The organism is Mesorhizobium sp. M1182, assembly GCF_040318335.1.
Lineage (GTDB): Bacteria > Pseudomonadota > Alphaproteobacteria > Rhizobiales > Rhizobiaceae > Mesorhizobium.
In genome coordinates this window covers 43158-60437 of sequence record NZ_JAMYMD010000026.1, presented here as the reverse complement: position 1 = coordinate 60437, position 17280 = coordinate 43158, and the positions used below count along the sequence as shown (strand labels likewise).

Here is a 17280-nt window from a genome sequence, read left to right as displayed (position 1 = left end):
GGAGCCACGGTTTTTCGGGCAGGCCAGCGGCCAGTGCGGTGATCGCCTTCGGTAATCTCTTGGCCGGACCTGCCGGCGGTCGTGGCGCTGTCGGCACTGCCTTCGCCGCCGGCTTGGCGGCAGATTTTGCAGCAGGCGCAGTCTTGCCGGTTGCCGCTTTAGCAGCCGTTCCAGCCGTGGTCTTCGCCGCCGGCTTCGCGCTTGCCTTCGCGGTAGCCGTCGGCTTGGCGGCGGCCGCTTTTGGCTTGACCGCTTTCGATGTTGCCTCGGCCTTTGCTTTCGCCGCGTTGGTTGTCTTTGCCGGTTTTTTTGCCACCTGTCGCTCCCTCAATCGTTCTTATTGTTTCGGCATGCTTGCGCGCCACCACCGCCCTGATCAACAAAGATATCCCACCGCTTGCCGCAATATCCGGAACCTGGGAAAATCCGGCACGCTGCCCATTTATCTATGTATTGCCACAAGCGACGGCCGTGCAAGCCTCGCCACCTGGAGTGCGGTAAGACTTGCCGTCAAACCTCTCGGCCGCGACCGGTTTTCGGATGCGCATCTCTTGAACCGAACGGCTCGATTCCCACAATTGGCGGCATCGCCGATCAACAAAAAATTGAAGTCGCTAATAATGTCGTGATCTGCGGATTCGGCTCGTTTTTTCCACAATTTGCCGCGTGCCGGAATTTTTTTCTGCTTCCCGTGGGTTAGGCAAACAAGCAGTTCCAAAGCTAGAAAAACGGTGCTTATATGCGGCCTTCGCGAGCCTGATAGAGGGGCTTGGAAGAACATCAGGGAGTGCTCAATGAAAAAGAAACTGACTTTTGCAGCCGCGTTGCTGGCTGCAAGCGTCCTCGGCGGCATGGCCAATGCAAAACAACTGGTCTATTGCTCGGAGGCTTCGCCGGCCGGCTTCGACCCGTCGCCATGGAGCGGCGGCAACGACTTCGACGCCTCGTCGCGCACCATCTATTCGCGCCTGGTCGAGTTCGAGCATGGCAAGACCACCATCTCGCCCGGCCTGGCCGAGAGCTGGACGGTTTCCGACGACGGTCTCGAATACACCTTCAAGCTTCGCCCGGGTGTGAAATTCCAGACGACCGATTATTTCACGCCGACGCGCGACCTCAACGCCGACGACGTGATCTTTTCCTTCGAACGCCAGTGGAAGAAAGAAAGCCCGTGGTACAGCTATCTGGAAGGCACCGGCTGGGAATATTTCACCGGCATGGGCTTCCCCGATCTCCTGAAGGAAATCGTCAAGGTCGACGACCTGACGGTGAAATTCGTGCTGAACAAGCCTGAAGTCGCGTTCCTGCCGGACCTCGGCATGGATTTCGCCTCGATCGTCTCCAAGGAATATGCCGACCAACTCGACAAGGCCGGCACCAGGCAGCAGTTCACCCAGAAGCCGGTCGGCACTGGTCCGTTCCAGTTCGTCGACTATCAGGTCGATGCGGTCGTGCGCTATGCAGCATGGGACGGCTACTATGGCGGGCGACAGAAGATCGACGATCTGATCTTCGCCATCACGCCCGATCCGGCCGTACGCGCGCAGAAGCTGAAGGCGGGCGAGTGCGATATCATGTCATACCCGGCGCCGGCCGACATTGCCGGACTGCAGGCTGACGCGAACCTCAAGGTCGACGAGCAGGAAGGCCTGAACATCGGCTACATGGCTTACAACACGACGCAGCCGCCCTTCGACAAGGTCGAGGTCCGCAAGGCCCTCAACATGGCGGTAAACAAGAAGGCGATCATCGACGCGGTCTATCAGGGCGCCGGTGCGCCGGCCATCAACCCGATCCCGCCGACCATGTGGTCCTATAACAAGGACATCAAGGACGATCCCTATGATCCGGAGGCGGCCAAGAAGATGCTGGCCGATGCAGGCGTCAAGGATCTGTCGATGAAGATCTGGGCTATGCCGGTCAGCCGCCCCTACAACCCGAACGCCCAGCGCGTCGCCGAGTTGATCCAGGCCGACTATGCCGCCGTCGGGGTCAAGGCGGAGATCGTCAGTTACGAATGGACCGAGTATCGCCAGCGCGGCAAGGCTAAGGATCGCGACGGCGCCTTCCAACTGGGCTGGACCGGTGACAATGGCGATCCGGACAACTTCTTTTTCCTGCTCGGTTGCGATGCCATCGGCCAGTCCAATTATGCGATCTGGTGCAACCAGGAATTCGAAGCCCTGCTGAAAAAAGGCAAGGCGACGACGGACGTCGCCGAGCGCACCAAGATCTACGAGGAAGCTCAGGTGGTGTTCAAGCGTGAGGCTCCGTGGCTGACCATCGCCCACTCCAAGGTCTTCATGCCGATGAACAAGAAGGTGTCGGGCTTCGTTATGGACCCGCTCGGCATTCATCGGTTTGACGGCGTCGACGTCACCGAATAAGTCCTGAGAAATTGAACGGCGGCGCTGGACTTCCCGCGCCGCCGTTCTATGAAGCAAGATGCTCCGTTATCTCCTCCACAAGCTCGCTTTGATCATCCCGACCGTGTTCGGCATATCGCTGGCGGCGTTTGCTTTCGTCCGGCTTCTGCCCGGCGATCCTATCCTGGCCCTGGCGGGCGAGCGCGGCGTCAGCCCCGAGCGCTACGCCCAGCTCATCGAGCAGTTTGGCTACAACCGGCCCTATGTCATCCAATACCTGGAATATATCGGCAGGGTCCTGACCGGCGATTTCGGCATATCCATTGCCACCAAGCGGCCAGTGCTCGGCGAATTCCAGGCGCTGTTTCCAGCCACGCTGGAACTGGCGACAGTGGCGTTGATCATCGCCGTCCTGCTCGGTATTCCTGCCGGTATCTTCGCCGCGGTCAAGCGCGGCTCGTGGTTCGACCAGGCTACGATGGGTGTCGCGCTGACCGGCTATTCGATGCCGATCTTCTGGTGGGGGTTGCTGCTCATTATCTTCTTCTCCGGCTATCTCGGCTGGACGCCGGTTTCCGGCCGCATCGGCCTGCAGTATTTCTTCAGGCCGACGACCGGGTTCATGCTCATCGACAGCCTGATCTCCGGCAGGAGCGGCGCTTTCAAATCTGCCGTCAGCCATTTGATCCTGCCGTCGATCGTGCTGGCGACGATCCCGCTTGCCGTCATAGCGCGCCAGACGCGCTCGGCGATGCTCGAGGTGCTGGGCGAGGACTATGTCCGCACCGCGCGCGCCAAGGGCCTGGCGCCTCGCCGCGTCATCGGTCTGCACGCTTTTCGCAACGCGCTGATCCCGGTAGTCACCACCATTGGACTGCAGGTCGGCACCTTGATGGCGGGCGCCATTCTGACCGAGACCATTTTTTCCTGGCCGGGCATCGGCAAATGGATGATCGATGCCATCGGCAAGCGCGACTATGTCGTCGTCCAGAGCGGATTGCTGATCATCGCGCTGATCGTCATGGCGGTGAACCTGATCGTCGACGTGCTCTACGCCGTCATCAATCCGCGCATCCGGGTGCAGTGAGATGACCGACGAATCCGCCGCCGAAGCTACCGCCGCCTCCATCCCGACAGGCGGCAGGCAACGCGCTTTCGCCGAGTTCTGGCACTACTTCTCGATGAACACCGGCGCGGTCATCGGCCTTGTCGTGTTTTCGGCGCTGGTGCTGGTGGCGATCTTTGCGCCGTTCGTCGCCCCACATTCGCCCGACGAGCAGTTTCGCGATGCGCTGCTGGCACCCCCTGCCTGGCAGGAAGGCGGCAAATCGATGTTCCTGCTCGGCACCGACGCGGTCGGCCGCGACATGCTTTCGCGGCTGATCTTCGGGGCGCGTTTCTCGCTGTTCATCGGCCTGGTGGTCGTCGTCTTCTCGCTCACCAGCGGCATCGTGCTTGGCGTGCTCGCCGGCTATTTCCGCGGCTGGGTCGACACGCTGATCATGCGCATCATGGATATCATCCTGGCCTTCCCGTCGCTGCTTCTGGCGCTGGTGCTGGTGGCGATCCTTGGCCCCGGCCTGTTCAATGCCATGCTGGCGATCGCGCTGGTGCTGCAGCCGCATTTTGCGCGCCTCACCCGCGCCGCCGTGATGGCCGAAAAGAACCGCGAATATGTCATCTCCGCCAAGGTGGCTGGTGCCGGTCATCTTCGCTTGATGGTGAGGACGATCCTGCCGAACTGCCTGGCACCGCTGATCGTGCAGGCGACGTTGTCCTTCTCCAATGCTATTCTCGAGGCTGCGGCGCTCGGCTTCCTCGGTGTCGGTGCGCAGCCGCCGACGCCGGAATGGGGCACGATGCTCGCCTCGGCGCGCGAGTTCATCCTGCGCGCGCCTTGGGTGGTGACCTTCCCCGGCCTTGCTATCCTGATCACTGTGCTGGCCATCAATCTGATCGGCGATGGCTTGCGCGATGCCTTCGATCCCAAGCTGAAGAGGTCATAATCCAATGCCTCTTCTCGAGATCAAGAACCTGACCGTTTCCTTCGACACCGCCGCTGGACCATTCATGGCGGTACAAGGCATCGACCTGTCGGTCGAACCGCGCGAGGTGCTGGCGATCGTCGGCGAATCCGGTTCGGGCAAGTCGGTGGCGATGCTGGCGGTGATGGGGCTTTTGCCCAACACCGCGACGGTGAGGGCCGACCGCATGGCCTTCGACGGCATCGACCTGCTCAAGCTCGGCCCATCCGAGCGGCGCAAGATCGTCGGCAAGGACATTTCGATGATCTTCCAGGAGCCGGTCGCCAGCCTCAACCCGTGCTTCACCGTCGGCTTCCAGATCGAGGAGGTGCTGCGCTTCCATATGGGCATGGACCGCGCCCAGCGCCGGGCGCGTGCCATCGAATTGATGAAGTTGGTCGGCATCGCCGACCCCGAGGAACGGCTGGGCTCCTTCCCGCACCAAATGTCGGGTGGTCAGTGTCAGCGCGTCATGATCGCCATCGCCATCGGCTGCAATCCCAAGCTTTTGATCGCCGACGAGCCAACCACGGCGCTCGACGTCACCATCCAGAAGCAGATCCTCGATCTGCTGGTCGGCCTGCAGGCCAAATATGGCATGGGCCTGATCATGATCACCCACAATATGGGGGTGGTTGCCGAGACCGCCGACCGTGTCATCGTCCAGTACAAGGGCCGCAAGATGGAAGAGGCCGACGTGCTGTCGCTGTTCGAGTCCCCCAAGAGCAACTACACGCGCGCGCTCCTGTCGGCGCTGCCGGAAAATGCCGTCGGCGACCGATTGCCTACTGTTTCCGACATGCTGTTCGAGCCGGCCCCATCTGTAGTCGCAGCCCGGTCCGCAGGAGGAACCGCCTCATGAGCGTGACGGTAGTCGAAGGCAAGAACATCGTGCGCGACTATCATGTCGGTGGCGGGCTTTTCCGCCCCTCCCGTACGGTTCATGCGGTCAAGGGTGTTTCGTTCAGCGTCGACAAGGGCAAGACGCTGGCCATCGTCGGCGAGAGCGGCTGCGGCAAGTCAACACTCGCCCGCATCATCACCCTGATCGACCCGGCGACCTCCGGCGAGCTTTTCATCGACGGCAAGAAGGTAGACATCGGCAGGAACGGCCTGTCGAAGGAAATGCGCCGCAAGGTCCAGATCGTCTTCCAGAACCCTTATGGTTCGCTCAATCCACGCCAGAAGATCGGCGACGTGCTTGGCGAGCCGCTGCTCATCAACACCGACAGCACGGCCGACGAGCGGCGCGATCTTGCCATGAAGATGCTAAAGAAGGTCGGTCTCGGCCCCGAGCACTTTAATCGCTACCCGCATATGTTTTCGGGCGGCCAGCGCCAGCGGATCGCCATCGCCCGCGCGCTGATGCTCAACCCCAGCCTTCTGGTGCTGGACGAGCCGGTCTCGGCACTTGATCTTTCGGTGCAGGCGCAGGTGCTGAACCTGCTCGCCGACCTGCAGGACGAGTTTCAGCTGACCTATGTTTTCATCAGCCACGACCTGTCGGTGGTACGCTACATCGCCGACGACGTGATGGTAATGTATTTCGGCGAGGCAGTCGAATACGGCTCGCGCGACGAGGTCTTCGCCGACCCCAAGCACAGCTACACCAGGACGCTATTCGCGGCGACGCCGCGTGCCGACGTTGCCAGCATCAAGGCAAGGTTGGCGAAAAAGAAGGCCGCCTGATCCGGCGAGGTTTGCCGGCCGGCTACCGCTTCTCGATCCCCGGAATGCCGGAGATCTGCTCGGCGAGAAAGTCGACCAGCAGCCGCACCCGGGCAATGCCCGCACGCTCCGGAACGATCAGCATGCTCAGCGGGACGGGAGGCGGAAAATAGCCCGGCAGGACCACTTCCAGCCGGTCGGCCGCCAGAAGATCGTCGACAAGCCAGTGGTGGGCGGGTGCGATGCCGCGTCCGGCGACAAGGGCTTCGCGCGCAGCAAGCCCATGGTCGACCAGAAATCTGCCGCCAAAGGGCACCGCAAAGGTCTCGCCGCCCGGCCCCTGCAAGGTGAGCGTGTCGCTTCCCGCGATGTTCGACATCCGGATGCCTTCATGGCCAGGCAGATCCTGCGGGACAGCCGGTCTGCCCCGCGCCGCCAGATAGGCCGGCGCCGCCACCAGCAGACGCCGGGACTGGCCGAGCGCCCGCAGTTTCATTGAGCTGTCGGTGAGCGGGCCGAGGCGAAGCGCGATGTCGACGCCCTCCCGCACAAGGTTGATGCGCTCGTCGGTAAGGCTGAGATCGATGCCGATATCGGGATAGCGGTCTTGAAAGGCGAAGATCAGCCGGCTGACATGCAAGACCCCGAGCGCCGCCGTGCAGGATATCCGGATCGTGCCGGCCGACGCGCCGCGCGTGCCCCGCGCCTCATCGCCGGCCTGCTCGACGAGGCGCAGGATCTGGACGCTGTCGGCATAGTAACGGCTGCCTTCATCGGTCATCGTGACGCGCCGGGTGGTCCTGCTGAGCAAGGGCACTCCGACGGCCTCCTCGAGTTCTCGCAAATGCCGTGTGACCGTCGACTGCCCAACTCCGAGCTCGCGCGCCACCGCCGAGAGGCTGCCGCGCTCGGCGACGCGAACGAAGGTGCGCATGCGCTCAAGGGTGACGTCCGATCTATCCATTATTCGGCATTATCTTATACATTTCCTACATATAGTGGATCAGCCCACGGCTGGCTACCTTTGGTGTCTATCGTCCTTCTTCGGAGTAGACCCATGAAAGTCCTGCTTGTTTTTGCTCATCCTGAACCGCGTTCGCTCAATGGCGCACTGCGTGACGTCGCCATCAGGGAACTCGAGGCCCAGGGCCACGAGGTGCGGGTGTCGGACCTCTACGCCGATGGCTGGAAAGCCGAGGTGGACCGTGCCGACTTTCCGTCGTGGCCGCCCGAAGCACGCTTCCTGCCGGCCGGCGCCTCCAAAAAGGCTTTTGCGACCAACACTCTGACCGATGACGTCAAAGTGGAGATCGACAAGCTGCTATGGGCCGATACCCTGATCCTCCAGTTCCCGCTGTGGTGGTACGCCATGCCGGCGATCCTCAAGGGCTGGGTCGATCGCGTGTACGCCTACGGCTTCGCCTATGGCGTTGGCGAGCACAGCGACAAGCGGTGGGGTGACCGCTTTGGTGAGGGAACGCTCGCCGGCAAGCGCGCAATGCTGATCGTGACCACCGGCGGCTGGGAGGAGCATTATTCCGCCCGCGGCGTCAACGGCCCGATCGACGACCTGCTGTTCCCAATCAATCACGGGATTCTATACTATCCGGGCTACGACGTGCTTCCGCCGTTCGTGGTTTACAGGGTGGACCGTTTCGGGGAGGCGGATTTCGAGCCTGTCGCGGAGCGACTGCGCGAAAGGATGCGAACGCTCGAGACAATCCGGCCCATTCGTTATCGGCAGCAGAATGGCGGCGATTACTTGATCCCAAGCATGCAATTGCGCCCCGGCTTGGAGAACCCGGGTGCGATCGCCTTTGCGCTTCACGAGGATCGCGCCGGCGCCGCCGCCCAGTCCGATCAGGACAGCCGGGCGATGATGGTGCGCAGCGCCTCGCCGAAGCGCCGGACTTCCTCGATCGTATTGTAATGCACCAGCGAGGCGCGCACGGCGCCGCTGTCCATGCTGAGGTTGAGCCGCTTCATCAGACGCGGCGCATACATGTGGCCGTCGCGAATGCCGATCTGCATCTCGGCCATTTCCTCGACGATCCTCTGCGGCGACAGCGTGCCGACATTGAAGCAGAAGGTCGGCACGCGCTCGCTGAGGCGTGCCTCTTCGGCCACGCCGTAGATCGTCGCGCCGCAATCTTTGAGCACCGCCAGCATTTCGCGCGCCAGCACCTGTTCGTAGTCGCGGATGGCATTCATGCCGGCGACGATGTTATCGCGGCGCGACCGGTTATTCTCTGACAAGAAATTGCGGCCGATCGATTCGAGGTAGCGCACCGCGGCATCCATGCCGGAGACGTTCTCGTAGATGAACGTGCCGGCTTCGATTTTGTGGGGCGGCTCGTCGGGGATGAAATCCTCGCGGAAGGTCGGCAAGCGCTTCAGTGTTTCGAAGCGGCCCCACAGGAAGCCCATATGCGGCGAGAAATTCTTGTAGCCGGAGCAGACCAGATAATCGCAATCCCAGGCCTGCACATCAATCAGCCCGTGCGGCCCGTAATGCACGCAGTCGAGGAACACTTCGGCGCCTGCCGCATGCGCAATCGCAGCCACGGAAGCAACGTCGACAATCGAGCCGATCGAATGCGCCGTGACCGTGCAGGCGACGAGCCGGGTGCGCTCTGAGACCAGCGGGCGCAAATCGTCGACATGCAGATTGCCGTCGTCGCGCATCCGCCACCATTTGAACTTGGCGCCGGCGGGCGCCAGCGCCAGCCACGTCGCGATATTGGCGTCGTGATCCATGTCGGTGATGACGATCTCGTCACGCTCCCCGTTTGGGCGCTCGGAAAGCATCTGGCCGATGCCGAGGCTGACCAGGCGGATGAACGAAGTGGCGTTCATGCCGAAACAGATCTCCGCCGGGTTGGTGGCGTTGATCAGCAAGGCCACGCTTTCGCGAGCGCCGGCGACGGCTTGGTCGACGGTGACGCTGCGGCCATAGCGGCCGCCGCGCTGGACATTATGCGCGACCAAATGGTTGGTGACCGCATCGAGCACGCTTTGCGGGATCTGCGCGCCGGCTGCATTGTCCATGAAGACGAAGTCCCCGGCTTGCTGCAAGGCGGGAAACATGGCGCGGATCGTCTCGACTGGGAAAGCTGCGGCATCGCCGGTTTTCGAAATCTGATGCTGGTTCAAGGTCGTCTCCTGCGAAGTGCGCTGACAGATTAGCGGGTCTTTTCGGTTTGAAAGCGGCGTTCAAGGAGGCTGACGAAACGGACCATCGGCCAGAGAAAGATGAGATAGACCAGCGCCGCGCCGATCAGCGGTGAAGGATTGGCATAGAGCGATTGCGCGTTGGTCGCTTCTTTCAGCAGTTCGGGCAGCGCCACGGTGGAAGCGAGCGAAGTATCCTTGAACATCGAAACGCAATTGCTGGTCATTGGCGGAATGACGACGCGGATCGCCTGCGGCAGCACTACCTTGCGCAAGGTCAGCAAGAACGGCAGGCCGAGCGCCTGCGCCGCCTCGAACTGGCCGCGCGGAATGCTCTCTATACCGGAGCGGAACACCTCGGCCGAATAGGCCGCCATGATGATGGCGAAGGCCATCACCGCGGACGTCCACGATGACAGGCGAATGCCGAGGAACGGCAGCGCATAGTAGATCAGGATCAGCACGACCAGCACCGGCATCGCCCGGAAAATGTCAATGTAGCCGACAGCCAGCAGCCGAAGCGGCTTTGGCGCATAGAGCCGCACCAGGCTGATCGCGAGGCCGACGGGAATACCGATGCCGATGCTCATGATTCCGAGCAGCAGGGTGTTCAGGAAGCCGCGCAACAGCGCCGGCAGGCTGGAGACCATGACGTCGGCGTTGAAGAAGGTGTCCAGCAGCGACATCGCAGCATTTCCGAAACGTTTGGCGTCCCGCGACGCTCGAGCCCGAGCCCGAAATCCGAAATCGTGCCGGCATCGAAAGCCGGCACGACATTTAAGCGTGAACTGCCGCTCAGGCCTTCGGCATAGGAGTTTCCTTGACGGTCGAGGAATCGGCAGGTGCGTCGCTGCCGAACCACTTCTTGTGGATCGCGGCCAGCGTGCCGTCCTTCTTCATCGCGGTCAGCGCGTCGTTCAGCTTGCCGAGCAGCGGGTGGTCCTTGGTCATCATCAGACCGTACTGCTCGCCGGTCTTGATGCGCTCTTTTACGGCGAGATCCTTCATCCTGGTGAAAGAATATTCCAGGCCCGGAATATCGCTGACCGCCGCATCGACGCGGCCGGAGCTGAGATCGAGCAGCAAATTCTGCTGCGTGTCGTAGCCCTTGACGTCACTGAACCCGTCCGCTTCCTGGTGGGCCTTGACCCAGGCTTCGCCGGTCGAGCCGGACAGCACGCCGACAATCTTGCCCTTGAGGTCGGCCTCGGCCTTGATCGGGCTGTCGGCCTTCGCGGCGATGCCCATGTCGGAATCATAGTAGGGCTGCGTGAACGACTGAGACTTCAGCCGCTCCGGCGTGATGGTGATCGACGAGATGGCGACGTCGATGCGCTTCGAGGTGGTGGCGGCGAACAGCGCCTGGAAACCGAGATCGGCGATATCAGTGGTCATGCCGATACGCTTTGCCGCCTCATTGATGATGTCGACTTCGAAACCCTCGAACGTGCCGCTCTCGTTCTTGTATTCAAAAGGCGGATTGGTCGGATAGGCGCCGACATTCAGCGTGCCTTCGGCGTAGGCCGGGCCGCCGGCGATGCCGATGGCAGCAGCAAAAAGCAGCAGGTTGCGACGGGTGAAGTTCATTTTCGTTCCCTCTGGTTGTGATCGGACGGGTTTGGCCCCGCACGGTTTTGATGCGTCAAGTGACGGGACTGCCGGAAAGCCCTCCCGGCACGGCAGTCGCAAGACATCGGATGCTATCCAAAGTACCGCGCTTTTCAAGGCGAAAGTTTTAAGCTTAAAAAATTGCCGCGTGTTGCCGTCACTCCGGAATAACCGCCGTGGCCTGGATCTCAACCTTGGCGCGATCCTCGACCAGCGCCGTCACCTGCATGGCGGCCATCGCCGGAAAATGCCGGCCGATCACCTCGCGATAAACCTCGCCGATCCCCTTGAGATTGGTCAGATATTCCGCCTTGTCGGTAAAGTACCAGGTCATAGAGGTGATATGTTCCGGCTTGGCGCCGGCCTCGGCGAGCACAGCAACAATATTGGCCAGCGTCTGCCGCACCTGGCCGACAAGATCATCGGTCTCGAAGCGGCCCTGTCCGTTCCAGCCGACCTGCCCGCCGACGAAGACAAGCTGCCCGCGCGCGGCGACGCCATTGGCGTAGCCGACGGGTTTCGCCCAGCCTTCCGGCTGCAGGATGGTGTGCATGTCAAAACCTCCCAATGCTCAAATCCGGTCGCTCAAAACTCGAAGACAATAATTTCACGCAAACTCCCGTCTCAGGCCGCTCCCATCACTTGCCGTGCAATCACCACCTTCTGCACATCGGACGCTCCCTCGTAGATGCGCAGCGCCCGGATCTCGCGATACAGGCTTTCGACGATATGGCCCTTGCGGACGCCGTCGCCGCCATGCAGCTGCACAGCCCTGTCGATCACCTCCTGCGCTTTGTCGGTAGCGAACAGCTTGGCCATGGCGGCTTCGCGGGTAACCCGAGCCGCGCCCATGTCCTTGGTCCAGGCGGCACGATAGACCAGCAACGCGGCGGCATCGACATCCAGCGCCATGTCGGCGATGTGGCCCTGCACCATCTGCAGCTCGGCCATCGGCGCACCGAACAGCCTGCGCTCGGCCACTCTTGTGATGCTTTCGTCCAGCGCGCGCCGGGCAAAGCCGAGCGCCGCTGCGCCGACGGTCGAACGGAACACGTCGAGCACGGACATGGCGATGCGAAAACCGTCCCCGGGTCTGCCGATCAGCGCCGAGGCTGGAATGCGTGCATTGTCGAAGGACAGCCGGGCGAGCGGGTGCGGCGCAATCACCTCCAGCCGCTCGGCAACGATCAGCCTCTCGGTTTCGGAAGGCACGACAAAGGCGGAAAGCCCCTTGGCGCCGGGCGCCTCGCCGGTACGGGCAAAGACAACATAAAAGTCAGCGATACCGCCGTTGGAGATCCAGGTCTTTTCGCCGGATAGGAGATAGCTGTCGCCGTCACGCGCGGCGGTCATTTCCATATTGGCGACGTCCGAGCCCGAGCGCGGCTCCGACAGCGCGAAAGCCGAAATCGCCTTGCCGGCCCGTGTCTTCGCCAGCCAGCTCTGCTGGTCGGGCGAGCCGAACAGGCTGAGCGCGCCAGTGCCGAGCCCTTGCATGGCGAAGGCGAAATCGGCCAGCCCATCATGCCGGGCCAGCGTCTCGCGCGTGAGGCAGAGCGTGCGCACGTCGAGTGCTGCAGGGTTGTCGGTGTCGAGGGCCGTCGGCTTCAGCCAGCCGTCCTTACCGAGCTTGGCCACCAGCTCGCGGCAGGCGGCGTCGACATCGTCATGCGCGACCGGCAGGTTCTTGGCGCACCATGCCTCCAGCTGCTCCGCCAGATCGCGGTGGCGATCCTCGAAGAACGGCCAGGAGAGGAAGGAACGGTCAGGCATTGCTGCCTCCACAATTCTCCGGCCCTGGCGCTCCACGGCGCCCCCCTCTGTCCTGCTGGACATCTCCCCCTCTAGGGGGGAGATTCGCGGCTTCGCTGCCACGGCTCTCCCTGCGATGTTGGAGATTGGCGAAAGCGGGCCTGATATCCAATCTCCCCCCTTGAGGGGGAGATGGCCGGCAGGCCAGAGGGGGGTGCTGTCCCGCCAGCGTGGAAGCGATCATCTCAATTTCCCTCGAACACCGGCTTCTCCTTGGCCACGAAAGCCGTGTACGCCCGCTCGAAATCGCGGGTCTGCATGCAGATCGCCTGCGCCTGTGCTTCCGCTTCGATCGCCTGGTCGAGACCCATCGACCATTCCTGGTTCAGCTGCGTCTTGGTCATGCCATGGGCGAAGGTCGGGCCGGAAACGATGCGCGCGGCCATGTCGAGCGCGTCGGCCTCAAGCGTTGCGGCATCGACCAGCCGGTTGTAGAAGCCCCAGCGCTCGCCTTCCTCGGCACTCATCGTGCGGCCGGTATAGAGCAGCTCGGCGGCGCGGCCCTGGCCAATGATGCGCGGCAGGATCGCGCAGGCCCCCATGTCGCAGCCGGCAAGGCCGACGCGGGTGAACAGGAATGCTGTCTTGGCCTGGGGCGTGGCGATGCGGATATCGGAGGCCATGGCGATAATCGCGCCGGCGCCGACCGCCAGGCCATCGACCGCCGCAATAATCGGCTTGCCGCAATTCAGCATCGCCTTGACGAAATCGCCCGTCATGCGGGTGAAGGCGAGCAGCGCCTTCATGTCCATCTTGACCAGTGGGCCGATGATTTCGTGGACATCGCCGCCCGAGCAGAAATTGCCGCCATTGGGCAGGACCACCACAGCATCGACATCATCGGCGTAGACAAGGTCGCGAAATATGTCGCGCAATTCGGCATAACTGTCGAAAGTCAGCGGGTTCTTGCGCTCCGGTCGATCGAGCCGGATCTTTGCGATCTTGCCTTCGACCTGCCAGTGGAAATGCTTCGGCTTGCGGCCGGCCAGCTTCGTCATTCCCGTCCCTCCCAATTGCTGCGGAAGGAGGTCAGCATGCCGGTCAGCCGGCGCGCCTCATCCTCGCTCACATTGCCCAGCAACTCGCCGACCCATTTCTCATGCGCGGCGGCGATCACGGCGAAAATCTTCGATCCCTCTTCCGTCAGCCGCACCATCGAGGTGCGGCGGTCGCCATTGCGTCGGGCCCGCATCACCAACCCTTCCGAGACCAGCCGGTCGATGATGCCGGTGACATTGCCGTTGGACACCAGCAGGAAGCGCGAAAGATCGCTCATCAGCATGCCCTCCGGCGCGCGGTAGAGCGCGGCCATCACGTCGAAGCGCGGCAGCGTTGTGTTGAACTCTTGCCGCAGTCGTTCGCGCAGCTCGGCCTCGATGGTGCGCGAGGCGCGCAGCAGGCGTATCCACAGCCGCAGGCGGTCCTTGCCGGGTCCGGACGGGGCGGGCAGGGGACCGGCTACCATGTCTCACCTCCGGAGATCGAAATCGTCTGTCCGGTAATCGACCGGGCGGCGTCGCCACACAGATAAAGTACCGCGGCCGCAATTTCTTCCGGCTGGATGAAGCGGCCTTGCGGGTTGGTCGCGGCTAGGCTCGTCCGTGCCTGCTCGGACGAGCGGCCGGTCGTTTGGACGATGCGTTGGACGGTGCTCTCCAGCATCTCGGTTTCGACAAACCCTGGGCACACGGCATTCACTGTTATGCCGGACTTGGCGGTCTCGACGGCGAGTGCCCGCATCAGGCCGACGACGCCATGCTTGGCGGCAACGTACGCTGCGACATAGGGATAGCCTTTCAGTCCGGCGGTGGAAGCGACGAAGATGATACGGCCAGTCTTGCGCACTGCCATGCCGGCCAACGCCGGCTTCACCGTCAGGAACGCACCGGTCAAGTTGACGTCGAGCGTGCGCTGCCAGTCTGCCAGCGAGGTCCGCTGCGCCGGGGCACTGCCGGACATGCCGGCATTGGCAACGACGATGTCGAACGCTCCGCGTGCCGCTTCCGCGGCCTCGTAGAGCGACGCCATCGACGTCTCGTCGGTGACGTCGGCGGCAATGGCGAAGATGGACTTGTTCTCCGCGGCAACCTCGGCAAGCGGCTCCACGCGCCGGCCGCAGATGGTCACGTCAATGCCCGCGCCGGCCAGCGCCAGCGCGATCGCGCGGCCGACGCCGGAGCCGCCGCCGGTGACCAGCGCATGACGCCGCGAAATCGTCGCCGCGGCACTCATATTTTCAAGCCCGCTGCCGCTTCGCGTTCGGCCAGCCGGTAGAGCTGGTCGCGGCCGGGCAGATAGGGATCCGGCCATTTGACGCCGCGATCGCCAAGCGTGACGGCCGCGTGCAGCGTCCAATACGGATCGGCAAGATGCGGCCTAGCCAGTGCGACGAGATCGGCGCGGCCCGCCATCAGGATCGAGTTGACGTGGTCCGGCTCATAGATATTGCCGACCGCCATCGTCGCCATGCCGACCTCGTTGCGGATGCGATCGGAAAACGGCGTCTGGAACATGCGGCCATAGACCGGTCTTGCCACGGCCGACGTCTGGCCGGCCGATACGTCGCAGATGTCTACGCCGGCCTCATGCAGCAGCCGCGCGATCTCTACGGCATCGGCCGGCGTCACGCCTTCGATGCCCAGCCAGTCATTGGCGGAGATGCGCATCGAGATCGGCTTCTCGGCCGGCCACGCGGCGCGCACCGCATGAAAGATTTCCAAGGGGTAGCGCATGCGGTTTTCCAGCGAGCCGCCATAGGAGTCGGTGCGCCGGTTGGTCAAGGGCGTGATGAAGGAGGACAGGAGATAGCCGTGCGCGGCGTGGATTTCGAGCATGTCGAAGCCGCAGCGCGCCGCCATCTCGGCCGAAGCGACAAACTGGCCGCGCACCATATCCATGTCGGCGCGGTCCATTGCCTTCGGCACCTGGTTTTCCCGCGACCACGGCACGGAAGACGCTGCCATGACGGGCCAATTGCCTGAGGGCAGCGGCACGTCGGTTCCCTGCCAGCCGAGCCTGGTCGACCCCTTTGCACCGGAATGGCCGATCTGGGCGCAGATCTTGGCCTCGGTTTCGGCATGGACGAACTCGACCAGCCGCTTCCAGGCGACCTCATGCTCGGGCGCATAGAAACCGGGGCAGCCAGGCGTGATGCGGCCCTCCGCGCTGACGCACGTCATCTCGATGTAGAGGAGACCGGCGCCGCCCTTGGCCCGTTCGGCGTAATGGGCGAAATGCCAATCGGTCGGACAGCCGTCGACCGCCTTGTACTGCGCCATCGGCGAGACGACGACGCGGTTCTGCAGCGCCATGCCGCGCAGCCGGAACGGCGCGAACATCGGCGCGCGACGCAGATTGTTGCCCCCGGCGCCGGCCCGGCGCTGGAACCACTCCTCGGCGCCGGCCAGCCATTCGGCATCGCGCAGCCGCAAATTTTCGTGACTGATGCGTTGCGAACGCGTCAGCAGCGAATAGTTGAACTGCACCGGATCGAGGCCGAGATAGCGCTCGACCTCCTCGAACCATTCGAGCGAATTGCGCGCCGCCGACTGCAGCTTCAGCACTTCGGTGCGGCGGGCGTCCTCATATTTGCTAAAGGCGGCCTCGAGGTCTGGCTCGGACTCGACATAGTCGGCCAGCGCCACCGCGCTTTCCAGCGCCAGCTTGGTGCCGGAACCGATCGAGAAATGCGCGCTCGCCGCCGCGTCGCCCATCAGCGCCAGGTTCTTGTAGGACCAGCGTTCGCACAAGACGCGCGGGAAATTGATCCACGCCGAGCCGCGGATATGATTGGCGTTGGTCATCAGCGCGTGGCCGCCGAGATGACGGGCAAAGATGCGCTCGCAGACGGCAATCGATTCCTGCTGCGACATCGCGCCGAAGCCGAAGCGCTGCCAGGTCTGCTCGCTGCATTCGACGATGAAGGTCGCGGTATCGCTGTCGAACTGGTAGGCATGCGCCCACACCCAGCCATGCTCGGTCTTTTCGAAGATGAAGGTGAAGGCGTCGTCGAATTTCTGGTGGGTGCCGAGCCAGACGAACTTGCATCTACGAATGTCGATATCGGGCTTGAACACGTCGACGAAGGTGCTCCGCGCTTTCGAGTTCAACCCGTCGGCGGCGACAACCAGGTCGTGCGTCTCCATATATGGCTTGGGATCGGCGATGTCGGTTTCGAAGACCAGCTTGACGCCGAGTTCGCGCGCGCGCCGCTGCAGCAATGTGAGCAGCCGCTTGCGGCCAATGCCGCAAAAGCCGTGACCGGTCGAGACCGTGCGCACGCCGTCATGGATGACGGCGATATCGTCCCAATAGGCGAAATGCTTGCGGATCCAGACGGCGCTGACCGGGTCGTTTTTGGTCAGGTTCTCCAGCGTTTCGGCCGACAGCACGACGCCCCAGCCAAACGTGTCATCGGCACGGTTGCGCTCGAACACCGTGACCTCATGCGCGGCATCCCTGAGCTTCAGCGAGATTGCAAAGTAGAGCCCGGCTGGTCCGCCGCCGAGAACCGCAACTTTCATCGTGCGATCTCCTCTTCGCTTCTGTTTGTCGAGTTTACGCCTGAGACGGATTAATTCAAGCTTGAAGTTTCAGGATTGAAACAATCCGCCCCAGAAACCCAGCTTGCC

General features: G+C 62.8%; 17 protein-coding genes. 7 read left to right on the top strand and 10 right to left on the bottom strand.

All coding sequences use genetic code 11. From position 1 onward, the window contains the following. Positions 1 to 38: 38 nt before the first annotated feature. The 6 genes from NKH33_RS33295 to NKH33_RS24590 all read left to right on the top strand — a co-directional run bounded on the left by NKH33_RS33295 (position 39) and on the right by NKH33_RS24590 (position 6079). Positions 39 to 629: a hypothetical protein gene (locus NKH33_RS33295; RefSeq protein ID WP_502906766.1), complete on the top strand. Its 591-nt coding sequence runs from the start codon at positions 39 to 41 to the stop codon at positions 627 to 629. Between the two features lie 165 nt (positions 630 to 794). Continuing rightward, a complete protein-coding gene (locus NKH33_RS24610) occupies positions 795 to 2387 on the top strand; it encodes an ABC transporter substrate-binding protein (RefSeq protein WP_352448537.1) in 1593 nt (530 codons plus the stop codon). Positions 2388 to 2445: 58 nt separating this feature from the next. Continuing rightward, on the top strand, positions 2446 to 3453 hold the full coding sequence (locus tag NKH33_RS24605) for an ABC transporter permease subunit (protein ID WP_023676822.1): 1008 nt from the start codon (positions 2446 to 2448) through the stop codon (positions 3451 to 3453). A 1-nt stretch (position 3454) separates the two neighbouring features. Beyond that, on the top strand, positions 3455 to 4372 hold the full coding sequence (locus NKH33_RS24600) for an ABC transporter permease subunit (protein WP_023676823.1): 918 nt from the start codon (positions 3455 to 3457) through the stop codon (positions 4370 to 4372). Positions 4373 to 4376: 4 nt separating this feature from the next. Next, the gene (locus tag NKH33_RS24595) at positions 4377 to 5252 is read left to right on the top strand and encodes an ABC transporter ATP-binding protein (RefSeq protein ID WP_352921886.1); all 876 of its coding nucleotides are present in this window, start codon (positions 4377 to 4379) and stop codon (positions 5250 to 5252) included. Continuing rightward, positions 5249 to 6079 (top strand): dipeptide ABC transporter ATP-binding protein, encoded by an 831-nt coding sequence (locus NKH33_RS24590; protein WP_023676825.1) that lies wholly within the window; start codon positions 5249 to 5251, stop codon positions 6077 to 6079. The genes NKH33_RS24595 and NKH33_RS24590 overlap by 4 nt, the downstream gene beginning before the upstream one ends. Positions 6080 to 6101: 22 nt before the next feature. Here the strand turns inward: NKH33_RS24590 and NKH33_RS24585 are convergent, their stop codons facing one another. After that, a complete protein-coding gene (locus NKH33_RS24585; protein WP_352698200.1) occupies positions 6102 to 7022 on the bottom strand; it encodes a LysR family transcriptional regulator in 921 nt (306 codons plus the stop codon). A 93-nt stretch (positions 7023 to 7115) separates the two neighbouring features. Between NKH33_RS24585 and NKH33_RS24580 the strand changes: the two genes are divergently transcribed. Continuing rightward, complete coding sequence (locus tag NKH33_RS24580) at positions 7116 to 7988, top strand: NAD(P)H-dependent oxidoreductase (RefSeq protein WP_352899024.1); 873 nt, start codon at positions 7116 to 7118, stop codon at positions 7986 to 7988. Here the strand turns inward: NKH33_RS24580 and NKH33_RS24575 are convergent. The 9 genes from NKH33_RS24575 to NKH33_RS24535 form a co-directional block, all read right to left on the bottom strand. Then, entirely contained in the window at positions 7919 to 9211 is a 1293-nt protein-coding gene (locus tag NKH33_RS24575) for a cysteine desulfurase-like protein (protein ID WP_352921884.1), read from the bottom strand. The genes NKH33_RS24580 and NKH33_RS24575 overlap by 70 nt on opposite strands. Before the next feature lie 29 nt (positions 9212 to 9240). Continuing rightward, entirely contained in the window at positions 9241 to 9915 is a 675-nt protein-coding gene (locus NKH33_RS24570; RefSeq protein WP_352540469.1) for an amino acid ABC transporter permease, read from the bottom strand. Between the two features lie 109 nt (positions 9916 to 10024). Next, positions 10025 to 10816: an ABC transporter substrate-binding protein gene (locus NKH33_RS24565; RefSeq protein ID WP_352921882.1), complete on the bottom strand. Its 792-nt coding sequence runs from the start codon at positions 10814 to 10816 to the stop codon at positions 10025 to 10027. Positions 10817 to 10994: 178 nt separating this feature from the next. Then, positions 10995 to 11390 carry a RidA family protein gene (locus NKH33_RS24560; RefSeq protein ID WP_352921880.1) on the bottom strand — a complete coding sequence of 132 codons (396 nt, stop codon included), beginning with the start codon at positions 11388 to 11390 and terminating at the stop codon, positions 10995 to 10997. Positions 11391 to 11461: 71 nt separating this feature from the next. Then, positions 11462 to 12610, bottom strand: a complete 1149-nt coding sequence (locus tag NKH33_RS24555; protein WP_352921878.1) for an acyl-CoA dehydrogenase family protein — start codon at positions 12608 to 12610, stop codon at positions 11462 to 11464. A gap of 224 nt (positions 12611 to 12834) precedes the next feature. Further along, positions 12835 to 13647 (bottom strand): enoyl-CoA hydratase family protein, encoded by an 813-nt coding sequence (locus NKH33_RS24550; protein ID WP_352921876.1) that lies wholly within the window; start codon positions 13645 to 13647, stop codon positions 12835 to 12837. After that, positions 13644 to 14114, bottom strand: coding sequence for a MarR family winged helix-turn-helix transcriptional regulator (locus NKH33_RS24545; protein WP_023676834.1), 471 nt, complete (start codon positions 14112 to 14114; stop codon positions 13644 to 13646). Before NKH33_RS24545 ends, NKH33_RS24550 begins: the two co-directional genes overlap by 4 nt. Further along, on the bottom strand, positions 14108 to 14881 hold the full coding sequence (locus tag NKH33_RS24540) for an SDR family NAD(P)-dependent oxidoreductase (protein WP_352813737.1): 774 nt from the start codon (positions 14879 to 14881) through the stop codon (positions 14108 to 14110). The genes NKH33_RS24545 and NKH33_RS24540 overlap by 7 nt, the downstream gene beginning before the upstream one ends. Next, positions 14878 to 17172, bottom strand: a complete 2295-nt coding sequence (locus NKH33_RS24535; protein ID WP_352921874.1) for a bifunctional salicylyl-CoA 5-hydroxylase/oxidoreductase — start codon at positions 17170 to 17172, stop codon at positions 14878 to 14880. Before NKH33_RS24535 ends, NKH33_RS24540 begins: the two co-directional genes overlap by 4 nt. Between the last annotated feature and the right edge of the window lie 108 nt (positions 17173 to 17280).

Bases quoted from the DNA above. Each gene is read 5' to 3' on its own strand.
- NKH33_RS24610 (WP_352448537.1), top strand. From the start codon at position 795: ATGAAAAAGAAACTGACTTTTGCAGCCGCGTTGCTGGCTGCAAGCGTC.
- NKH33_RS24605 (WP_023676822.1), top strand. From the start codon at position 2,446: ATGCTCCGTTATCTCCTCCACAAGCTCGCTTTGATCATCCCGACCGTG.
- NKH33_RS24600 (WP_023676823.1), top strand. From the start codon at position 3,455: ATGACCGACGAATCCGCCGCCGAAGCTACCGCCGCCTCCATCCCGACA.
- NKH33_RS24595 (WP_352921886.1), top strand. From the start codon at position 4,377: ATGCCTCTTCTCGAGATCAAGAACCTGACCGTTTCCTTCGACACCGCC.
- NKH33_RS24590 (WP_023676825.1), top strand. From the start codon at position 5,249: ATGAGCGTGACGGTAGTCGAAGGCAAGAACATCGTGCGCGACTATCAT.
- NKH33_RS24585 (WP_352698200.1), bottom strand. From the start codon at position 7,022: ATGGATAGATCGGACGTCACCCTTGAGCGCATGCGCACCTTCGTTCGC.
- NKH33_RS24580 (WP_352899024.1), top strand. From the start codon at position 7,116: ATGAAAGTCCTGCTTGTTTTTGCTCATCCTGAACCGCGTTCGCTCAAT.
- NKH33_RS24570 (WP_352540469.1), bottom strand. From the start codon at position 9,915: ATGTCGCTGCTGGACACCTTCTTCAACGCCGACGTCATGGTCTCCAGC.
- NKH33_RS24565 (WP_352921882.1), bottom strand. From the start codon at position 10,816: ATGAACTTCACCCGTCGCAACCTGCTGCTTTTTGCTGCTGCCATCGGC.
- NKH33_RS24560 (WP_352921880.1), bottom strand. From the start codon at position 11,390: ATGCACACCATCCTGCAGCCGGAAGGCTGGGCGAAACCCGTCGGCTAC.
- NKH33_RS24555 (WP_352921878.1), bottom strand. From the start codon at position 12,610: ATGCCTGACCGTTCCTTCCTCTCCTGGCCGTTCTTCGAGGATCGCCAC.
- NKH33_RS24550 (WP_352921876.1), bottom strand. From the start codon at position 13,647: ATGACGAAGCTGGCCGGCCGCAAGCCGAAGCATTTCCACTGGCAGGTC.
- NKH33_RS24545 (WP_023676834.1), bottom strand. From the start codon at position 14,114: ATGGTAGCCGGTCCCCTGCCCGCCCCGTCCGGACCCGGCAAGGACCGC.
- NKH33_RS24540 (WP_352813737.1), bottom strand. From the start codon at position 14,881: ATGAGTGCCGCGGCGACGATTTCGCGGCGTCATGCGCTGGTCACCGGC.
- NKH33_RS24535 (WP_352921874.1), bottom strand. From the start codon at position 17,172: ATGAAAGTTGCGGTTCTCGGCGGCGGACCAGCCGGGCTCTACTTTGCA.